The sequence below is a fragment of the Paenibacillus sp. LHD-117 genome, from assembly GCF_030929555.1.
Classification (GTDB): Bacteria; Bacillota; Bacilli; order Paenibacillales; family Paenibacillaceae; genus Pristimantibacillus.
Map to the genome: position 1 here is coordinate 94558 of NZ_JAVFVT010000005.1, position 14837 is coordinate 109394.

The window sequence follows — 14837 nt, forward strand, 5'->3', positions numbered from 1 at the left end:
TTGCGCCTAAACTCTACGATATCGCTGCCATTCGCCTGTCATGCCTCCAGTCAGCCCAGCCTTCCCGTCATAGACGACGCGCCCCCTGGAGAGCGTCGACCGTACGGCGCACCACATCGTCTCCCCGATGTAGGGGCTATGCTTATGTCTATGATAGAGCTGCTCCTTCTTAAGCTCGTAAGCCGCGTTCAAATCCACGAGCGCCAGATCCGCGTCCGCGCCGATCCGGATCTCGCCCTTCCGATCCAGCAGGCCGAACCGCTTCGCCGGTTCGTAGCTGAGCATCCGGCTGATGGCCGTCAGCGGCAAGCCCCGCTTCACGTGACCCTCCCCGACAATGAGCTCCAGCGAGCTTTGAGCGCCCGCAATGCCCCCCCACGCATCCGCAAAATGTTCCTTGTCCTTCATCTCCTCCGGACACGGAGAATGGTCGGAGGAGATCATATCCACCTGGCCCGAGGCAACCGCGCCCCAAAGCTTCTGCTGCTCCTCCGCGTTTCTAAGCGGCGGAGCGCATTTGGCGGCGGCGCCCTTGCGCGCCAGCATGCCGTCCGTCAGCGTCAAGTAATGTGGGCAGGTTTCCACCGTGACATCGACGCCTCTCCGCTTTGCCTCGGAGATCATCCGAACGCCCTCTTCGCTGCTAATATGGACAAAATGAAGCGCGCACCCCGTCCGCTCGGCATAAAACAACGCGCGGTGTATCGCTTCCAACTCGGCGATGATCGGCCGGGAAGCAACGAAGTCGGCGGCCGACGTTCGGCCTTCCCGCTTCGCCGATTCGCCGAGCTTCGAGACGATCGGCTCGCTCTCTGCATGCAGCGCCAGCACTTTGCCGACGCTCGCGATGATCTTCATCCCTTCCAGCAGCGTGTAATCGTCCACGCGGGCGAAGGCGTCTTCCCCCGGCCCCCCCGGCTCGGACATAAACGCTTTGTATCCGATCACTCCGGCCTCGTGAAGCGGAATCAGATGATCCAGCTTGCCCGGGACGAGCCCGCCCCACAACGCGTAATCGACATGGGAACGGCCGCGCGCCGCGGCCAGCTTCTGCTCGAATGCGGCCACGGTAACGGTCGGCGGCACCCCGTTCAGCGGCATATCCAGATAGGTCGTGCAACCTCCTGCCGCCAGCGCGGCGGAGCCGGTCTCGAACCCTTCCCAATCGCCGAGTCCCGGCTCGTTCAGATGGACGTGGGCATCGATCATGCCCGGCATGACGATTAGGCCCGTAGCGTCGATTTCCCGGGCGCCTTGCGGCAAGCCCGTCGTGCCCAGCTGCGCGATGCGTCCGTCCTTGATGCCGATATCCACGCTCCGAACTTCGTCCTTCAACACCGCCGTGCCGTTCCGGATGACGGTGTCCATCCGTCCTTTTGCCTCCATAAACGACGCCTGCCCTTCCTGAATGTGAGGTTCCTTAACACCGTCCTGCTTGATGCCCCTTCATCATAATCGCTTGCTCCTTGCGCTGTCATTGTGCAGGAGCGCCAAAAATGAACCTTGCATTTGATTACCCCGCACAACCGCTTCAACCGCCGTCACGATGTTGTTTACGCGCTGATGTCGCTTTTTTGTAACCTGCAAATGACGCAATCATCGACTACAACGCCACATGCGGCGGTGTTACGATGAGGCTAATGTCATCATTAAACAAGGAGCTGACTACACTTGAGCAGAAAAATTCGCATTGGCATTATCGGAAGCGGCGGAATCGCTGGTGGCCATCTTAGGGCCTATCAACAAATGGAGGATGTCGAAATCGTAGGAGCGGCGGATATTATTCCCGGAAGAGCGGAGCAGTTCCTCTCCGCGGCGGGCCTAGGCGGTGCCTTGGCGTTCGAAGACCATCGCCGGCTGCTCGAGCTTGATCTGGACGGCGTCAGCGTCTGCACGCCGAACGTATCCCATTATCGCACGACGATAGACGCGCTGAGCGCGGGCAAGCACGTTCTGCTGGAAAAGCCGATGTCCGTTACGCTGGATGAAGCGATCGAGATGACGCAAGAGTCGAAGCGGACCGGCCGCATGCTGACCGTAGGCTTCCAGCCTCGCTACGACCCCAACATGAAATTGATTCGGCAAGTGATTCAAGAAGGAAAGCTCGGCAAGGTCTATTACGTGGAAGTAGGCGGCGGCCGCCGGAGAGGAATGCCTGGAGGCACCTTCATTCGCAAGGAGCTGGCAGGCGCGGGTGCGATGGCGGATATCGGCTGCTACTCCCTCGACTTCGCTCTTCAAGCATTGGATTATCCGAAGCCATTAACCGTTTCGGCCGTGACGTCGAACTATTTTGGCACCAACCCGGCCTATCATCCGGAGGCGAACCGCTTCGATGTCGAGGATTTCGGCGCGGCCTTGATTCGTCTAGAAGGGGGCATTACGCTCCAGTTCAAAATATCCTGGGCGATGCATATGGATACGCTCGGCGCCTCCATGTTCCTTGGAACCGATGCGGGGCTGAAGGTGACGCCTCACGGACAAGGCCCTTGGTCAGGCGTTTGGGACGGGCAGGTCGGCAGCATGACGCTTTACCACGATCTGTTGGGCCAGCATACGCATACCCCGATTCCCCGCATCGAACATAACTTGAACGTGTTCGAGGAGAAAGTGAAGGACTTCGTCCGCGCCCTGCGCGAAGGCGGCGACGCGCCGATCCCGGCGTCGGAAATCCTGTACAACCAGGCGATCATCGACGGCATTCTCCGTTCCTCCGCCGCGGGCAAGGAAGTGGATATCGTGTTACCGGATTTGGGGTAGAGGACTTCTACTACGTCGGCTCGTTATATCGACAGATTCGGAATGACGAGACCGCCGTAGACGAATGCCGCGACGATGACGAGGGCGGGGTGGATTTTGCGGATCTGCATCGCCCAGAACGCGACTGCCGCGATAATAAGCGATTGCAGCCAGCCGATGGAAGCGATCGCGCTCTCTCCCATTTGCCAGGTGAGGAGCAGCATCATGATGGCGATCACGGGCTGCACCAGCAGCGTCATCCCTTTCACCGCCGGCGACTGCCGATGCTTCTGCAGCACGTTCAGCAAGATGATGAGCGCGACCGCGGAGGGCACGACGGTCGCCGCAAGCGCGAAGACGACGCCGACCCAGCCGCCGACATCGTAGCCGACGAACGCCGCGATCTTCGTCGCGATCGGTCCGGGCAACGCGTTGCCAAGCGCAAGGATATTCGAGAACTCGGCTGGCGTGGACCATGCGTGATTCGTCACGATCTCGCGGTACATGAGCGGGATCGAGGCGGGTCCGCCGCCGTAGCCAAGTACATTCGCAACAAAAAATCCGATGATCAACTGAAGCCACTCAGTCCATTCCACGGGTCACGCCCCCATTCTCTTGCTGCCGATTCCTGGCTTCCTGCTCCCGCTTCAACATGCGTTCCTCCTTGCGTTTCTTCCAGGCTGCCGAGGTTCTTAGATGGAACGCTCCGTATCCCAAGAAAACAACGATAACGATTGCTGGATGTATATGCGCCAATTGAAGCAAACCGAACGCCAGCGCGAAGAAAGCGACGCCGACATAAATACCAAGCCCTTTAACCGCCCGCTCGCCAAACTCGTACGCCATAACGCCGAGCATCACTGCGATGACGGGAATGACCGCTCCGATCATGCCCTGTACAATAGCGGAGCCGCTCAGCCACTGGACGGCGGAGAGCAGCGCAATCATCGCGATGCCCGAAGGCACGATATGCGCGAGCACCGATACGACGGCTCCGAGGGCGCCTTTCCGGCGATAGCCAAGGTACGCGGCCATCTTCGTCGCGATGGGTCCGGGCAGCGCGTTGGCGAGCGCCAATATTTCGCCGAACTCCTCGTCCTCCAGCCATTTGTAATGCGTAACGGCCTCGTACCGGATGAGCGGGATGACGGACGGTCCGCCGCCGTAGCCGATCACGCCCGTTTTCATCATGGCCCATGCGAGCTGCAAGTAAGGGTTGCTTAGCTTGGAACTTTTCGCCGCTTTCGCTTCTTCCGCTGCTTCCCCCATGCTACAACCTCATCCCCATCCGGCTCTTGTACCGGTTGATCAGCAGCTGGCAATCGACGCTCATAATGCCTGGCAGGACGTACAGCTTCTCCTTCATGAACCGTTCCATCTCCGCGTTGTTGCGGAACAGGCCGTGCATATGCAGCTTGCTCGGTCCCGTCATATGATAAAGACTCGTCACGTACGGCTCCGTCGACAGCTGATCCGCCGCTTCGTACAGATGCTTTGGTTCCACTTCTACGTTAAAGAACGCGGATACCTGGATGCCAATGCGCTCCGGATTGATGACGGCCGTGAATCGTTCAATGACGCCCGCCTCCATCAATGCGTTGACCCTTGCCTGAACGGCGACCCGGGACAGGCCAATCTCCTTGGCCAGATCCGTGTACGACATTCTCCCGTTCGCGTTCAGTTCCCTAATGATCCGGCGGTCGATATCGTCGATTTCCACCGTCACCGGTTCCGCCTCGTCCCATTGTTCGTGCATCGTCGCCAGCCCCCATCCTTCTTTTATATCTTTCGAATCGTCGGTTCATTCCCGATTTCCATTACGATATGTATTAATATATACGCCATCTCATACGTTTTCAATATAAAAAATAATCTCCACTTACTTTACTGTTGCGCACTTCAGGGGTTGGTGGTATTTTAATAGCATATTGTTGTGTGAACTTATCTGTCATCATGAAGATCGGGAGAGTGAGCAGGATGAACCAATCGGTTATCGGCACGGAGACGATGGTCGTCAGTCCGCACTATTTGGCTACGGCGGCGGGCGCACGCGTCCTTGCGCAAGGCGGCAACGCATTCGACGCGGCCGTCGCGATCAGCGCTTGCCTTGCCGTCGTTTATCCGCACATGACCAGCCTCGGAGGAGACTCGTTCTGGCTCACCTACCATGCGGCCGAGAGAACGATGCGAGGGTACAACGCAAGCGGAAGATCGGGGTACAAAGCCAACTTGGACGCTTACGCCGGACTGGGCGCCATTCCGAATCGGGGCGTCCGCTCCGTCGTGACGGTGCCCGGCATGGTGGACGGATGGGATGCGGTGCAGCGCTCATATGGGAAGCTTTCGTGGGGAGAGGTGCTTTCGCCCGCAATAGGCTACGCCGAGACCGGCTTTCCGATGACGGGAAATCAATACGGGTTCACCGTGGAGCACGCGGGCATGCTAGCCGCGACGCCGGAGACGGCGGCCGTTTATTTGCCGGGAGGCCGGGCGGCGCGGCCGGGCGAGAGGTTTAAACAAACGGACATGGCCGCGACGCTTCGGAGGCTCGCGACAGGCGGACGGGACGATTTTTATAAGGGGGACACGGCGAAGGAAATCGCGTCGTTCCTGGAGCGGCACGGCGGCTTGCTGGGGCTGGACGACCTGGCCGACCATCATGGCGATTGGGTCGATCCGGTATCCGGTTCATACCGCGGATATGATTTGTTCCAAATGCCCCCGAACTCGCAAGGCTTTACGGGCATCATGGCGCTGCACATTCTCGAAAACTTCGACTTTGCCGCTGTGGAGCATGGCTCTTACGAGTACTACCAACTGTGCGTGGAGGCGCTCAAGCTTAGCTTCCGCGACCGCAATGCGCACCTGACGGACCCGGCATTCTCGGCCGTTCCGCTGGATCGGCTGCTGGACAAAGGTTATGCCGCGCAGCTAGCGGCGACCATCGATCTAAGTCGGGCCAGCTCGCAGCAGGCGGAGCCGCTTGGCAGCGATACGGCTTATGCGGCCGTCGTCGACAAGGAAGGCAACGCCGTCTCCTTCATCCAGAGCCTCTACTTCGAGTTCGGCTCGGGCGTCGTCGCGGGTCGCACCGGCGTGCTGTTGCAAAACCGCGGATCATTTTTCTCGCTGGATCCCGGACATGTGAACCGTCTGCAGCCGGGCAAGCGCACGTTCCATACGCTGATGCCGGCCATGGCCTGCCAAGGCGGCAAGCCCGTCCTGCTGTACGGCACGCAAGGCGGCGAAGGCCAGCCGCAGACGCAAACCGCGCTGTTCACGCGAATGGTCGATTACGGAATGGACCCGCAGTCGGCAATCGACGCGCCGCGCTGGGTATGGGGCCGCACCTGGGGCGAGCCCACGCAGGAGCTGAAAGTGGAAGGCCGCGTGCCGGACGACACGCTAGTCAGGCTGAGCGCCGCAGGCCATCTCGTCCGCAAGGTCGCCGACTTCGACGGCATCATGGGCCACGCCCACGCGATTCGCCGCGACGAAAGAGGGTTCCTGCAAGGCGGCGCCGACCGCCGTAGCGACGGCAGCGCGCTCGGCTGGTAGGCGAGGGGCGCGGCTCAGAGGCCGCTTTGTGGCGCCGGCGGCCGGGATTTCCGCGCTGCAGGTTCGTTTCGCGGACTTACTGCAATTAGCGCGCTAAACCCGGCTGCTTCGTCGGTCTCGCCAACATAAGAACCACCAATCAGGCTAAGGAGGTCAAACGATGGATCCATGGAATGTTTACGCGAACGAGAACATATCGGAAGAAGCGACGGGCACTGGCCCCCTCGATGGCCTAACCTTCGCCATCAAAGACGTTTTTGCGATCAAAGGACATACGTCCGGCGCTGGCAATCCGTCTTGGCTGCGGACCCACGGTCCCGCGGAGCGGCATTCCGCCGTGGTGGAGCTGCTGCTGAAGAATGGCGCACGGCTGCGCGGAACGACGATCACGGACGAGCTCATGTTCAGCATTAACGGAGAGAACGTTCACTATGGCACACCAGTCAACCCCGCCGCCCCGGATCGCATCCCGGGCGGCTCCTCCAGCGGGTCGGCCGTCGCGGCGGCTGCCGGGCTTGCGGATTTTGCCGTAGGCACGGATACCGGCGGTTCGGTCAGGGTTCCATCTTCATACTGCGGCGTGTACGGCATCCGCCCGACGCATGGCGCGGTCAGCGCGGAAGGCCTCATCCCGCTCGCTCCCGGCTTCGATACGGTCGGATGGATGGCGCGTGATGCGAGGACATTGCTAAACGTGGGAAAAGTGCTTTTGGAAACTGAGGCGTTCAACGACGAGCAAGCCAGCAGCGAACAGGAAAGGAATAGCGACGACTCCCTCAGCTCTCCCTTTGCCGAACCAGCACCTACACACGGCTTCACGCGCCTCCTCATTGCGGAAGATATGTGGAATTTGGCCGACGAATCGACGAGAGCCGCCCTTGCCGCGTGTTTGCCTTCCCTCTCGGAGATGGTGGCGGAAGGCGAATCCATAACGACAGCTCCCGAAGAACGCGGCCTTAACGATTGGAAAAACGCGTTCCGGATCATTCAAGGCCATGAAATCTGGGGCATGCACGGCGAATGGATTACGCAAACGCAGCCTGTCTTCGGCGCGGACATCGGCGAGCGGTTCAAATGGGCGTCCACGATCGGAGAATGCGAGCTGCAACAAGCATTGGTCGTTCAGCAAACGGCCATTCGACGGATGGGAGAGCTGCTGGACGAGCATACGATTCTCGTCGCGCCTACCGTTCCTTCCGTTACGCCGCTCAAGAACGGCACCGGCGAGGAAGTGGAGCAACGTCGCCAACAGACGTTCCAGCTTTGCTGCGTGGCAGGCCTAGCCGGCTTGCCGCAAGCGACCATGCCGATTGCCGGCGAAGGCGGTCTGCCAGTCGGCCTGTCCTTTATCGCGGCCCGCGGCCAGGACCTCAGACTATTGCAGTGGCTGGTTTCTGCATCAGATATATTAAAATGAATTTCCTTCCTTGATAAGAGCATCTTTGTTTTAAAAGTCGGAATAACCGTATAGGGGTGTGATAGAATTTTAGTATAGTAAGACAAATTTGAGGGCGGTGCGACATGGACCTTAATGCGAGATTGGAAAGCGAAATTCGGACCAAATACCAAATTACAATTCCAGAGGAAATACGCGTGAAAGCAAATTTGGCCGTAGGCGACAAATTGTTATGGCAATACGATGAAGTTCGTGACGACATCATTGTCATGCCAAAACCTAAATCGTTCTCAGACAAATTGTGGGGGCTGGGAAAAGAATTATGGGCGAATGAGTCCAGCGACGATTACGTTCGGAAGGAGCGAGAAAACTGGTGAGTGTTCTTCCCCTTTCTACATTTAAGAGAGTAGCATTGGATACGAATATTTTCATCTATGTCTTTGAACAACATCCCGAATTTGGAGAGAAAGCCAAGTGGTTGCTCGAGAATATAGAGCGTGGAACATACTCGGCCACTGCATCTACCCTCTCACTGACCGAGATTTTAGTGAAACCAATCCGGGACGCAAATCTGGCATTAGAGAAACAATATTAGCTTTTGTTTACTCATTTCCCCAACTTATCTATTGTGCCGGTTGACAATTCGGTCGCCGAACAGGCTGCTTTCTTAAGAGGTAAGTATGGATTAAGAACGCCAGATGCGATTGTAGTCGCTTCGGCAATCGTTTCGCAAGCCGAGGTATTGGTTTTTGTTACGTATGATTTACGCCTGGAACAAGTGGAGGAAATACCTTGCAGACTTATACATCAAATCTGAAACAGCGGATCCATCGGACGATTGCTTCCATCCGACAGACCCGCTGTTTTGCTGCCCGCCGAGATGATCCTTATCCCGGCATGAGCGACCTGCTCGCCCTACTGCATCGGCATCCAGCCAACCTTCCAAATGCCTGCGTCGTTCCTGACGATTTGGAAGCCGTAAACCTCCTCCGAGGTACCTCCGCCCACCGGAGAGATGCGGATGAGCGCATGGTCTTCCTCGGTCAACTCGACTTCCTCTTTCAGCGTATAGCCCTGCTTAAGCTTTGCCCATAATTGCCACGTACGCTCCACGCCCTGCTGATCGCGCGAAAGGTCATTCTTATACGACTCGTAGCTAGGCACTCCGTGATCCGGGTCATCGATAAACAGTGCATACGCCGTCTCGTGATCCCCTGCCTCTTGCGCCTGCACATAGTAGCGAAAAATCTGAATCGGCGACAGTCCGCGAAGAAGCTCCTCATCATGATTAGCGGCAAATTGCCCGTACTGTTCCATCTCTTCGGCTGTAAGCAACCACCGTTCTTGCATGGCTGACGATAACAACCGCCGCGCCTCGCTCTCCGCCAGGAACGGATTCGGCACAAAATCGCTCTCCTCGATATAGCCTGCGAAGCCCCCCGCCGCCCCGATCCGGTAACGCCCGTCTTCCCGTTTTTCTTGCACCACGATAGGGTTGAAGGCCGATAGTTCGATCTTCCCGCCGTCCTCGCCGAGAACGATCGCGCCTTGCCGCAGAACTCCCTCCTTCGCCAGAGTCGGATTCCATGCGTCGAGCTCCGTCTTCTTCACCCAGAACTCGCCGCCATACGGCTGATCATAGGTGATCATATCGATGCAGACCCAATCCTCGTACTCCTTCGTCACCCTAACGACCTTCCCGGAAGCGAGTTCGAATCCCGAAGGCTCGGGTTCATGCGGATTGAAGCGGAATGCCACGGGTTTCCCAACAAGCATCAAATATGGCTCAACGGCAACAACCGACCGCTCCTCCCCGTCTGACGTCAGATACCATTCGTTCACCCACCCTGCGCGGCCTGCCTGCTCCACCCGGGCGAAACCGCCCGCACTCTCTTTCACTTCCACCGGAACCCCGGGCTCTACCAGAAATTCGGGCTCATGCATGGTAAAAGAATCCGGCTCGGCATAAGCCCCCGTCTCACCCTTGACGTATTTCACTTTGGACTGCGGACTCTCGGAAGGCGTCGGCTGAGCCTCGGAAGGCACCGGGTTCGGCACCGAAACGACGGGGTCGTCTCCGAACCAACTTGGTTGCCGCAAGCTAACAAAAAGAACGAGCAGGACCGCCGCAGCCGCGCCCGCCGCCCAATGCCAGCCGCGTAAACCCGGGCGCTTCCGGTCATGATTCGCAAGCTCCGAGATTCGGCGCCGCTTCTCCTCCGTGAACGTTCTTTCGCGGAACGGCCCCGTCTTCATGCGCTCGTACCAATCCGGCCTAGATTCGCTCATACAAGGCATCTCCCTTCCAAGCTTCCGCGGCCTTGCGACGGGCGCGGGACAGGCGGGACTTCACCGTTCCAACGGATAACCCCGTCAGCTCGGCCATCTCCTTGACGCTCAGGTCGTACTTTGCGTCAAGCACAAGCAGTTCGCGGTATTTGGCGGGCAAACACATGACCGTCTCCCAAATTTCGTCCGTGAACCGGTTGCCTAACGCTTCCGATTCCGCCGAAGGCGAGTCCCCCCGCCGCTCTACTCGATCCATCAGCGTAACCCTCCTCAGAAACGCCGACCGGCGGTAATTAAACGCGCAGTTCCGCGTAATGGCGAACAGCCAGGTTTGCATCGACGATTCCCCTCGGTAACGGCTCAGACCGCGGAACACGTTCAGGAACACCTCTTGAGAAATATCATCCGTAAAGTCCGCTCGTTTGGAGGAAATAAGCGTAGTTCCACACTTCTTGGCCATGCAGACGCATCAGATCGTTCAGGTCGTCTGGCGAGAATCGCTCCACGAACTTCCAATAGTCCTGCTCCACTCCCATCACCTCTACCCAATTAGACACATCAAGCGACGATTAGGTTCCCGATTTCCCGACAAGTCCCCAAAAAAAGAAAAAGAACCGCGCTCGCGCACGGCTCCCCAAAAAAGCTTTTTCGCTTTATTCGCTTACCCCGGAAGGATACTTCTCGTTCATATGAGCGACCGACTCCGTTATCATCGTCTTCAACACGTCCAGGTCGATGTCCGCCAGTTTGTTCACGTAGAGGCAAGCTACGCTCATTGTATGTTTCCCGAGACTCTTCAGCCTCTCTTCCCACTTCGGCTCGCCCGGGTCCAGGTAAAGGCTGATCTTCGCCTTGCGCGGGGAGAAACCGACGATCGGCGCATTCCCTTCATGACCGGACGCATATTTGTAATGATACGACCCGAAGCCGATAAGGCTAGGTCCCCACATTTTCGCTTCGAGGCCGGTCGTCTCCGTGAACAGATCAAGCAGCCGGTACGCGTCCTCGCGTTTCTTCGGACTGTCTACCGCCTCGATAAATTCGAACACGCTGCTGTCCGTCATCTTCATTTTTGCCTCGTACGCCATCTTCCCATCTCCTTATCCTGGCATTCGATCATCAGTCATACTGAACAAGCTGTCTTCCCCTATTATGCCAAAAAAAACAACGAGCCGCTATTCGCGACCCGCCGTTTCTAGTTCCGCATTCCGGCCCGGGGGGCGAGACGGAAAGCTTACTACCTATTTACGTGCTGCCCCCCCGAAGGTTTCAAGCCGCTTCCGCCCACATTCCGCCAGTCATCGCCTATACTTGAATATCTCTTCGCTTATAGCCCACGAACATGATGGCCAGGCACACGGCGAAAATACCAAGCGACAACAGCATGTAGCCGATGCCGAGCCCGCTGCCGAGGACCTCAGACGCATCCACGTACTGGAACGGCGTCAGGAAGCGCAGGAAGTCGATTTTTCCGCTTACCTCGATCGCGATCGAAAGCAGGAACGTCAGCAACATGACGGCCGACGAAATGGCCACCGCCCGCTTCGGTTTTTTCCCCGCTCCCGCAATGGCGAATCCGATGCTCAAGAACACAAGCTGCACGAACAACATGCCGATCATCAGCGTAATGATGTCGCCCGCCACGGATTCGCCTTCCGCCGCGTACGTATCGACAACGAGGAGGGAGCTTACTGACATGACGACATTAAATACGACGACGTTCGCGAGTGCGGCCAACAATTTGAATGCCAGCATCCGTTCCCGCGAGATCGGCTTGACCAGCAGAAACTCCGACGTCTTGTCCCTCTCCTCCTTGGAGAGGATATTCGCCCCCAGCATGGAGGCGTGGATCGTGCCCATCAGCAGCAAATAGAGGAACAGTACGCCATAATAGCCGATCGGCGTAGCGATATCCAAGTCTCCGACGCCGAATACCGCCTGAAGCGTCTTCGGCAGATCGGCCATAAGCTCGTTGATCGAATCGCCCGATTCGGCCATCCCCGCATATTTGCCCATGCCCCCCGCCACCATCGCGATAATGCCTACAATCCAGATGATCAGCGATTTGCGACTGGCTTTCATTTCTCTCCAAAATAGATTCATCGCCTTATCTCCTTCCTAAACGGCGTGGACATCGCGCTTCAGATAACGAAGGATGCCGAACGCCGTGCACGCCACAATAATGACGGCCGACGCTGCGATAAACTCCGGCTCGTATCCGCTATGCTCCATGATGTAAGCCCGGTCGTAATATTGGAATGGCGTCAGGTAGCGGAGTTTGCCGTCCCCTGTCGTAGCTCCTATGAACGAAATGATGAAAAACGCGAACACCGTGCCGAGCGTAACCGGAAGCACCGTTCTCATGCGGGGCAGCAGGAGCGCCGCCGCGATCCCGATCGCAAGAAACACAAGCTGGATAAGCAGCAAGGATAACGAGATCAGAGCAAACGTCCCGTAATCGAAGCTCTCGAGCTTAACGGCCGACGCAATTAGGCTGGATGCCGCAAAAAATACCGCATTGGTAAGCAGCAGCAGCGTAAGCGCCGCAAGCGTCTTCGACGCGAATACCGCTCCGCGCGTGACCGGCTTGGAGAGCAGGAAGTCCGCCGTTTTCTCCCTCGTTTCCTTCGACAGAATCGAAGCGCCAAGATGCATCGCCTGGATCGAGCCGCACAACGTAACGTAGAGGAAGATGTACGAATAAAAGCCGAGCAAGGAAGCGATGGTGTCGAGCTGGATGCCCACCGCCTTCATGACGGCTTCCGGCATCGACTCGATCACTTCCCGGAACGCGTCCGCGTCCTTCGCGAAGGAGGGGTATATGGACATCATCAGCAATACGAGCGCGGCGATCGATCCCGTCCAGATCAAAGTCGTGTTCCGATAAGCCTTCAGTTCATAAAGATACATGTTCATGGACTTTACGCCTCCTTCACGTAATAATGCATGAAGATTTCCTCCAGATCCGGCTCCTCGACCCACATATTAAGAAGATCCAGCTCCGCGATCCGGCGCGTAACCTCGTTAATATTGCCCTTGTAGAGAAACGTCACCGCGCCCTCCGCTTCCTTCCACTCCGTCACGCCGGGAATGGCGAAGGCGCCGGCCGCCACCTTGGAAGCGGTCTGCAGCTTGAACCGTTTGTACGTGTTTTCTTTCAAGTCGCTCATCTTCTCGAGAGCCATCAGCCGCCCTTCCTTGATGATCGCTACCCGGTCGCACAACCGCTGCACCTCGCTGAGAATATGCGACGAGAACAGAATCGTGACTCCTCCGCGGTTCTCTTCCTCCAGCAGTTCGAAGAACCGCTGCTGCATGAGCGGGTCGAGCCCGCTGGTCGGCTCGTCGAGAATAATCAGCTTGGGCGAATGGAGAAGCCCTTGCACGATGCCGACCTTCTTTTTGTTGCCGAGGGAGAGGTCGTCGATTTTTTTGCTCACGTCCAGCTCCATCCGCTCCGCCAGCTCCTTGATGCGTTTACCGCAATCCTTCTTGTAGAAGCTCGCCGAGTAGTTCAGCAGATCCTTCACGCGCATGTTATCGTAATAGAATACCTCGGAAGGCAAATATCCGATCTCCCGCTTGATCTCGGGGCCGTGCTCGATGCAGTCCTTGCCGAAAATTTTCGCGCTGCCGCTCGTCGGGTAAATAAGCCCGAGCATCGTTCGAATCGTTGTCGACTTGCCCGCGCCGTTCGGCCCGATGAAGCCGAAAATCTCCCCTTGTTCCACCGTGAAGCTAAGATCGGTAATGCCTCTCGCGCCTCCGTACGTTTTCGTCAGCCCGTTTAATGCGATGACAGACATGCCCTATTCCTCCTCATCTTTGATCCGCCGCGGATTACGACTGCTTGTAGAAGCTTGTTTTGAACAACTGCACGTAACGCTCATACTCCTCCAACAGATGAGGAATATCCAAATCGATGCCAAGCGCCTTATGCCTCTCCCGCTCCGAATCGGCGAGCCCCTCCAGCGACCACAAGATGACGTTCATCGCCCGCTTCACGTCCACGCCTTCCTTGAATTTCGACGTGTCGATGTCCGAGAACAGCTTGTGGTACGCGTTCTCCGCGATTAGCTTGCTCCGCGCCTTCAGCTCCGAGCTGACCTCCGCGCTCTCCTCGAAATAGATCGTTTTCTGAAAGGTCAGCAGATCGGGGAATTGGTCGTAGATGGCCATCTTCACGTTCGTGATCTGCTTCAGCCGCTCGAAGAAATCGCGTTCCCGGGGATCGACGAATTCGTTTACTTTCTCCGTGATCAGATCGACCGCGTAGTCGTACAGGTACAGATACAGATCCTTTTTGCTTGTAAAATAATGAAACAACAATCCCTTCGAAATGCCCGCTTCGCGAGCGATCTCGTTCGTCGATGCCGCTTCGTAGCCTTTAAGCGCGAATACTTTGAGCGACGCGTTAATGACGCGCTGCTGCTTCTCTTGATCGATGCTCAGAAACTTGTCGAACAACTTTACTCCTCCTATGCGCATAGGATGTTTGCAGCCTTGAGACAGCTATCGCCCGCTATGCAAAATAGCATTGACCAAGGTGGTCAATGCTTATTCTACTCCCTTTATCCTCAGTGGAACAATGGTTGTACAGGTTTGAAATCGCCTCGCCTGCGACAGTTTCTCCCGTTTAGACGCCTCGTTTTCTTGCTGTTGCCATGCTATCTGCGAATCGCTCGCTCCACATCGCGATATCGCCTTCGTTTGACCTTCTTCCTCCTTTGCCCGAGGTGAAACGGCTGTCGCCGTCATTTGGCGGCGTGGCGCGTTTCATTCCGAGAAATATAGAGAAAGTAGGACGAAATCATATACTTTCCTATATTTTAAAAAATAGAACAAAAAAGCCTCT

Annotated in this window: 17 protein-coding genes; 5 read left to right on the forward strand and 12 right to left on the reverse strand. The window is 57.1% G+C overall.

The genetic code is table 11. From position 1 onward, the window contains the following. Positions 1-6: 6 nt before the first annotated feature. Positions 7-1440, reverse strand: coding sequence for an allantoinase (locus RB620_RS05100; protein ID WP_308092643.1), 1434 nt, complete (start codon positions 1438-1440; stop codon positions 7-9). 231 nt (positions 1441-1671) lie between these two features. On the opposite strand from RB620_RS05100, the gene RB620_RS05105 reads away from it, so the two are divergent. After that, the gene (locus RB620_RS05105; RefSeq protein WP_308092476.1) at positions 1672-2760 is read left to right on the forward strand and encodes a Gfo/Idh/MocA family protein; all 1089 of its coding nucleotides are present in this window, start codon (positions 1672-1674) and stop codon (positions 2758-2760) included. A gap of 23 nt (positions 2761-2783) precedes the next feature. Here the strand turns inward: RB620_RS05105 and chrA are convergent, their stop codons facing one another. From chrA to chrS, 3 genes are read right to left on the reverse strand one after another with little or no spacing between them, the layout of a single operon-like run. Continuing rightward, entirely contained in the window at positions 2784-3335 is a 552-nt protein-coding gene (gene chrA / locus RB620_RS05110; protein WP_308092477.1) for a chromate efflux transporter ChrA, read from the reverse strand. Then, the gene (gene chrB, locus RB620_RS05115; protein ID WP_308092478.1) at positions 3322-4008 is read right to left on the reverse strand and encodes a chromate efflux transporter ChrB; all 687 of its coding nucleotides are present in this window, start codon (positions 4006-4008) and stop codon (positions 3322-3324) included. Before chrB ends, chrA begins: the two co-directional genes overlap by 14 nt. A 1-nt stretch (position 4009) precedes the next feature. Then, on the reverse strand, positions 4010-4495 hold the full coding sequence (gene chrS / locus RB620_RS05120) for a chromate efflux transcriptional regulator ChrS (RefSeq protein WP_308092479.1): 486 nt from the start codon (positions 4493-4495) through the stop codon (positions 4010-4012). Positions 4496-4716: 221 nt separating this feature from the next. Between chrS and ggt the strand changes: the two genes are divergently transcribed. The 4 genes from ggt (at position 4717) to RB620_RS30265 (ending at position 8510) form a co-directional block, all read left to right on the forward strand. Next, positions 4717-6297 (forward strand): gamma-glutamyltransferase, encoded by a 1581-nt coding sequence (gene ggt / locus RB620_RS05125; protein WP_308092480.1) that lies wholly within the window; start codon positions 4717-4719, stop codon positions 6295-6297. Positions 6298-6457: 160 nt separating this feature from the next. Further along, positions 6458-7714 (forward strand): amidase family protein, encoded by a 1257-nt coding sequence (locus RB620_RS05130; RefSeq protein WP_308092481.1) that lies wholly within the window; start codon positions 6458-6460, stop codon positions 7712-7714. 104 nt (positions 7715-7818) lie between these two features. Next, a complete protein-coding gene (locus tag RB620_RS05135; RefSeq protein ID WP_308092482.1) occupies positions 7819-8070 on the forward strand; it encodes an AbrB/MazE/SpoVT family DNA-binding domain-containing protein in 252 nt (83 codons plus the stop codon). 221 nt (positions 8071-8291) lie between these two features. Continuing rightward, positions 8292-8510: a type II toxin-antitoxin system VapC family toxin gene (locus RB620_RS30265; RefSeq protein WP_374121361.1), complete on the forward strand. Its 219-nt coding sequence runs from the start codon at positions 8292-8294 to the stop codon at positions 8508-8510. Between the two features lie 98 nt (positions 8511-8608). Here the strand turns inward: RB620_RS30265 and RB620_RS05140 are convergent, their stop codons facing one another. The 8 genes from RB620_RS05140 to RB620_RS05175 all read right to left on the reverse strand — a co-directional run bounded on the left by RB620_RS05140 (position 8609) and on the right by RB620_RS05175 (position 14449). Continuing rightward, complete coding sequence (locus tag RB620_RS05140) at positions 8609-9982, reverse strand: SH3 domain-containing protein (protein ID WP_308092484.1); 1374 nt, start codon at positions 9980-9982, stop codon at positions 8609-8611. Then, the gene (locus RB620_RS05145; RefSeq protein WP_308092485.1) at positions 9969-10442 is read right to left on the reverse strand and encodes an RNA polymerase sigma factor; all 474 of its coding nucleotides are present in this window, start codon (positions 10440-10442) and stop codon (positions 9969-9971) included. The genes RB620_RS05140 and RB620_RS05145 overlap by 14 nt, the downstream gene beginning before the upstream one ends. Then, the gene (locus tag RB620_RS05150; protein WP_308092650.1) at positions 10384-10512 is read right to left on the reverse strand and encodes a hypothetical protein; all 129 of its coding nucleotides are present in this window, start codon (positions 10510-10512) and stop codon (positions 10384-10386) included. The genes RB620_RS05145 and RB620_RS05150 overlap by 59 nt, the downstream gene beginning before the upstream one ends. Before the next feature lie 123 nt (positions 10513-10635). Continuing rightward, entirely contained in the window at positions 10636-11070 is a 435-nt protein-coding gene (locus tag RB620_RS05155) for a DUF1801 domain-containing protein (protein WP_308092486.1), read from the reverse strand. A gap of 217 nt (positions 11071-11287) precedes the next feature. Next, complete coding sequence (locus RB620_RS05160) at positions 11288-12085, reverse strand: ABC transporter permease subunit (protein ID WP_308092487.1); 798 nt, start codon at positions 12083-12085, stop codon at positions 11288-11290. Between the two features lie 15 nt (positions 12086-12100). Then, the gene (locus RB620_RS05165; protein ID WP_308092489.1) at positions 12101-12898 is read right to left on the reverse strand and encodes an ABC transporter permease subunit; all 798 of its coding nucleotides are present in this window, start codon (positions 12896-12898) and stop codon (positions 12101-12103) included. A 5-nt stretch (positions 12899-12903) separates the two neighbouring features. Then, positions 12904-13788 (reverse strand): ABC transporter ATP-binding protein, encoded by an 885-nt coding sequence (locus tag RB620_RS05170; RefSeq protein WP_308092490.1) that lies wholly within the window; start codon positions 13786-13788, stop codon positions 12904-12906. 34 nt (positions 13789-13822) lie between these two features. After that, positions 13823-14449, reverse strand: coding sequence for a TetR/AcrR family transcriptional regulator (locus RB620_RS05175; RefSeq protein WP_308092491.1), 627 nt, complete (start codon positions 14447-14449; stop codon positions 13823-13825). Positions 14450-14837: the final 388 nt, after the last annotated feature.

Excerpts from the sequence above, each read along its gene's own strand:
- chrB (WP_308092478.1), bottom strand. The coding sequence starts at position 4,008 with ATGGGGGAAGCAGCGGAAGAAGCGAAAGCGGCGAAAAGTTCCAAGCTA.
- RB620_RS05145 (WP_308092485.1), bottom strand. The coding sequence starts at position 10,442 with ATGGCCAAGAAGTGTGGAACTACGCTTATTTCCTCCAAACGAGCGGAC.
- RB620_RS05155 (WP_308092486.1), bottom strand. The coding sequence starts at position 11,070 with ATGGCGTACGAGGCAAAAATGAAGATGACGGACAGCAGCGTGTTCGAA.
- RB620_RS05165 (WP_308092489.1), bottom strand. The coding sequence starts at position 12,898 with ATGAACATGTATCTTTATGAACTGAAGGCTTATCGGAACACGACTTTG.
- ggt (WP_308092480.1), top strand. The coding sequence starts at position 4,717 with ATGAACCAATCGGTTATCGGCACGGAGACGATGGTCGTCAGTCCGCAC.
- RB620_RS05130 (WP_308092481.1), top strand. The coding sequence starts at position 6,458 with ATGGATCCATGGAATGTTTACGCGAACGAGAACATATCGGAAGAAGCG.
- RB620_RS05170 (WP_308092490.1), bottom strand. The coding sequence starts at position 13,788 with ATGTCTGTCATCGCATTAAACGGGCTGACGAAAACGTACGGAGGCGCG.
- RB620_RS05160 (WP_308092487.1), bottom strand. The coding sequence starts at position 12,085 with ATGAATCTATTTTGGAGAGAAATGAAAGCCAGTCGCAAATCGCTGATC.
- RB620_RS05140 (WP_308092484.1), bottom strand. The coding sequence starts at position 9,982 with ATGAGCGAATCTAGGCCGGATTGGTACGAGCGCATGAAGACGGGGCCG.
- chrS (WP_308092479.1), bottom strand. The coding sequence starts at position 4,495 with ATGCACGAACAATGGGACGAGGCGGAACCGGTGACGGTGGAAATCGAC.
- RB620_RS05135 (WP_308092482.1), top strand. The coding sequence starts at position 7,819 with ATGGACCTTAATGCGAGATTGGAAAGCGAAATTCGGACCAAATACCAA.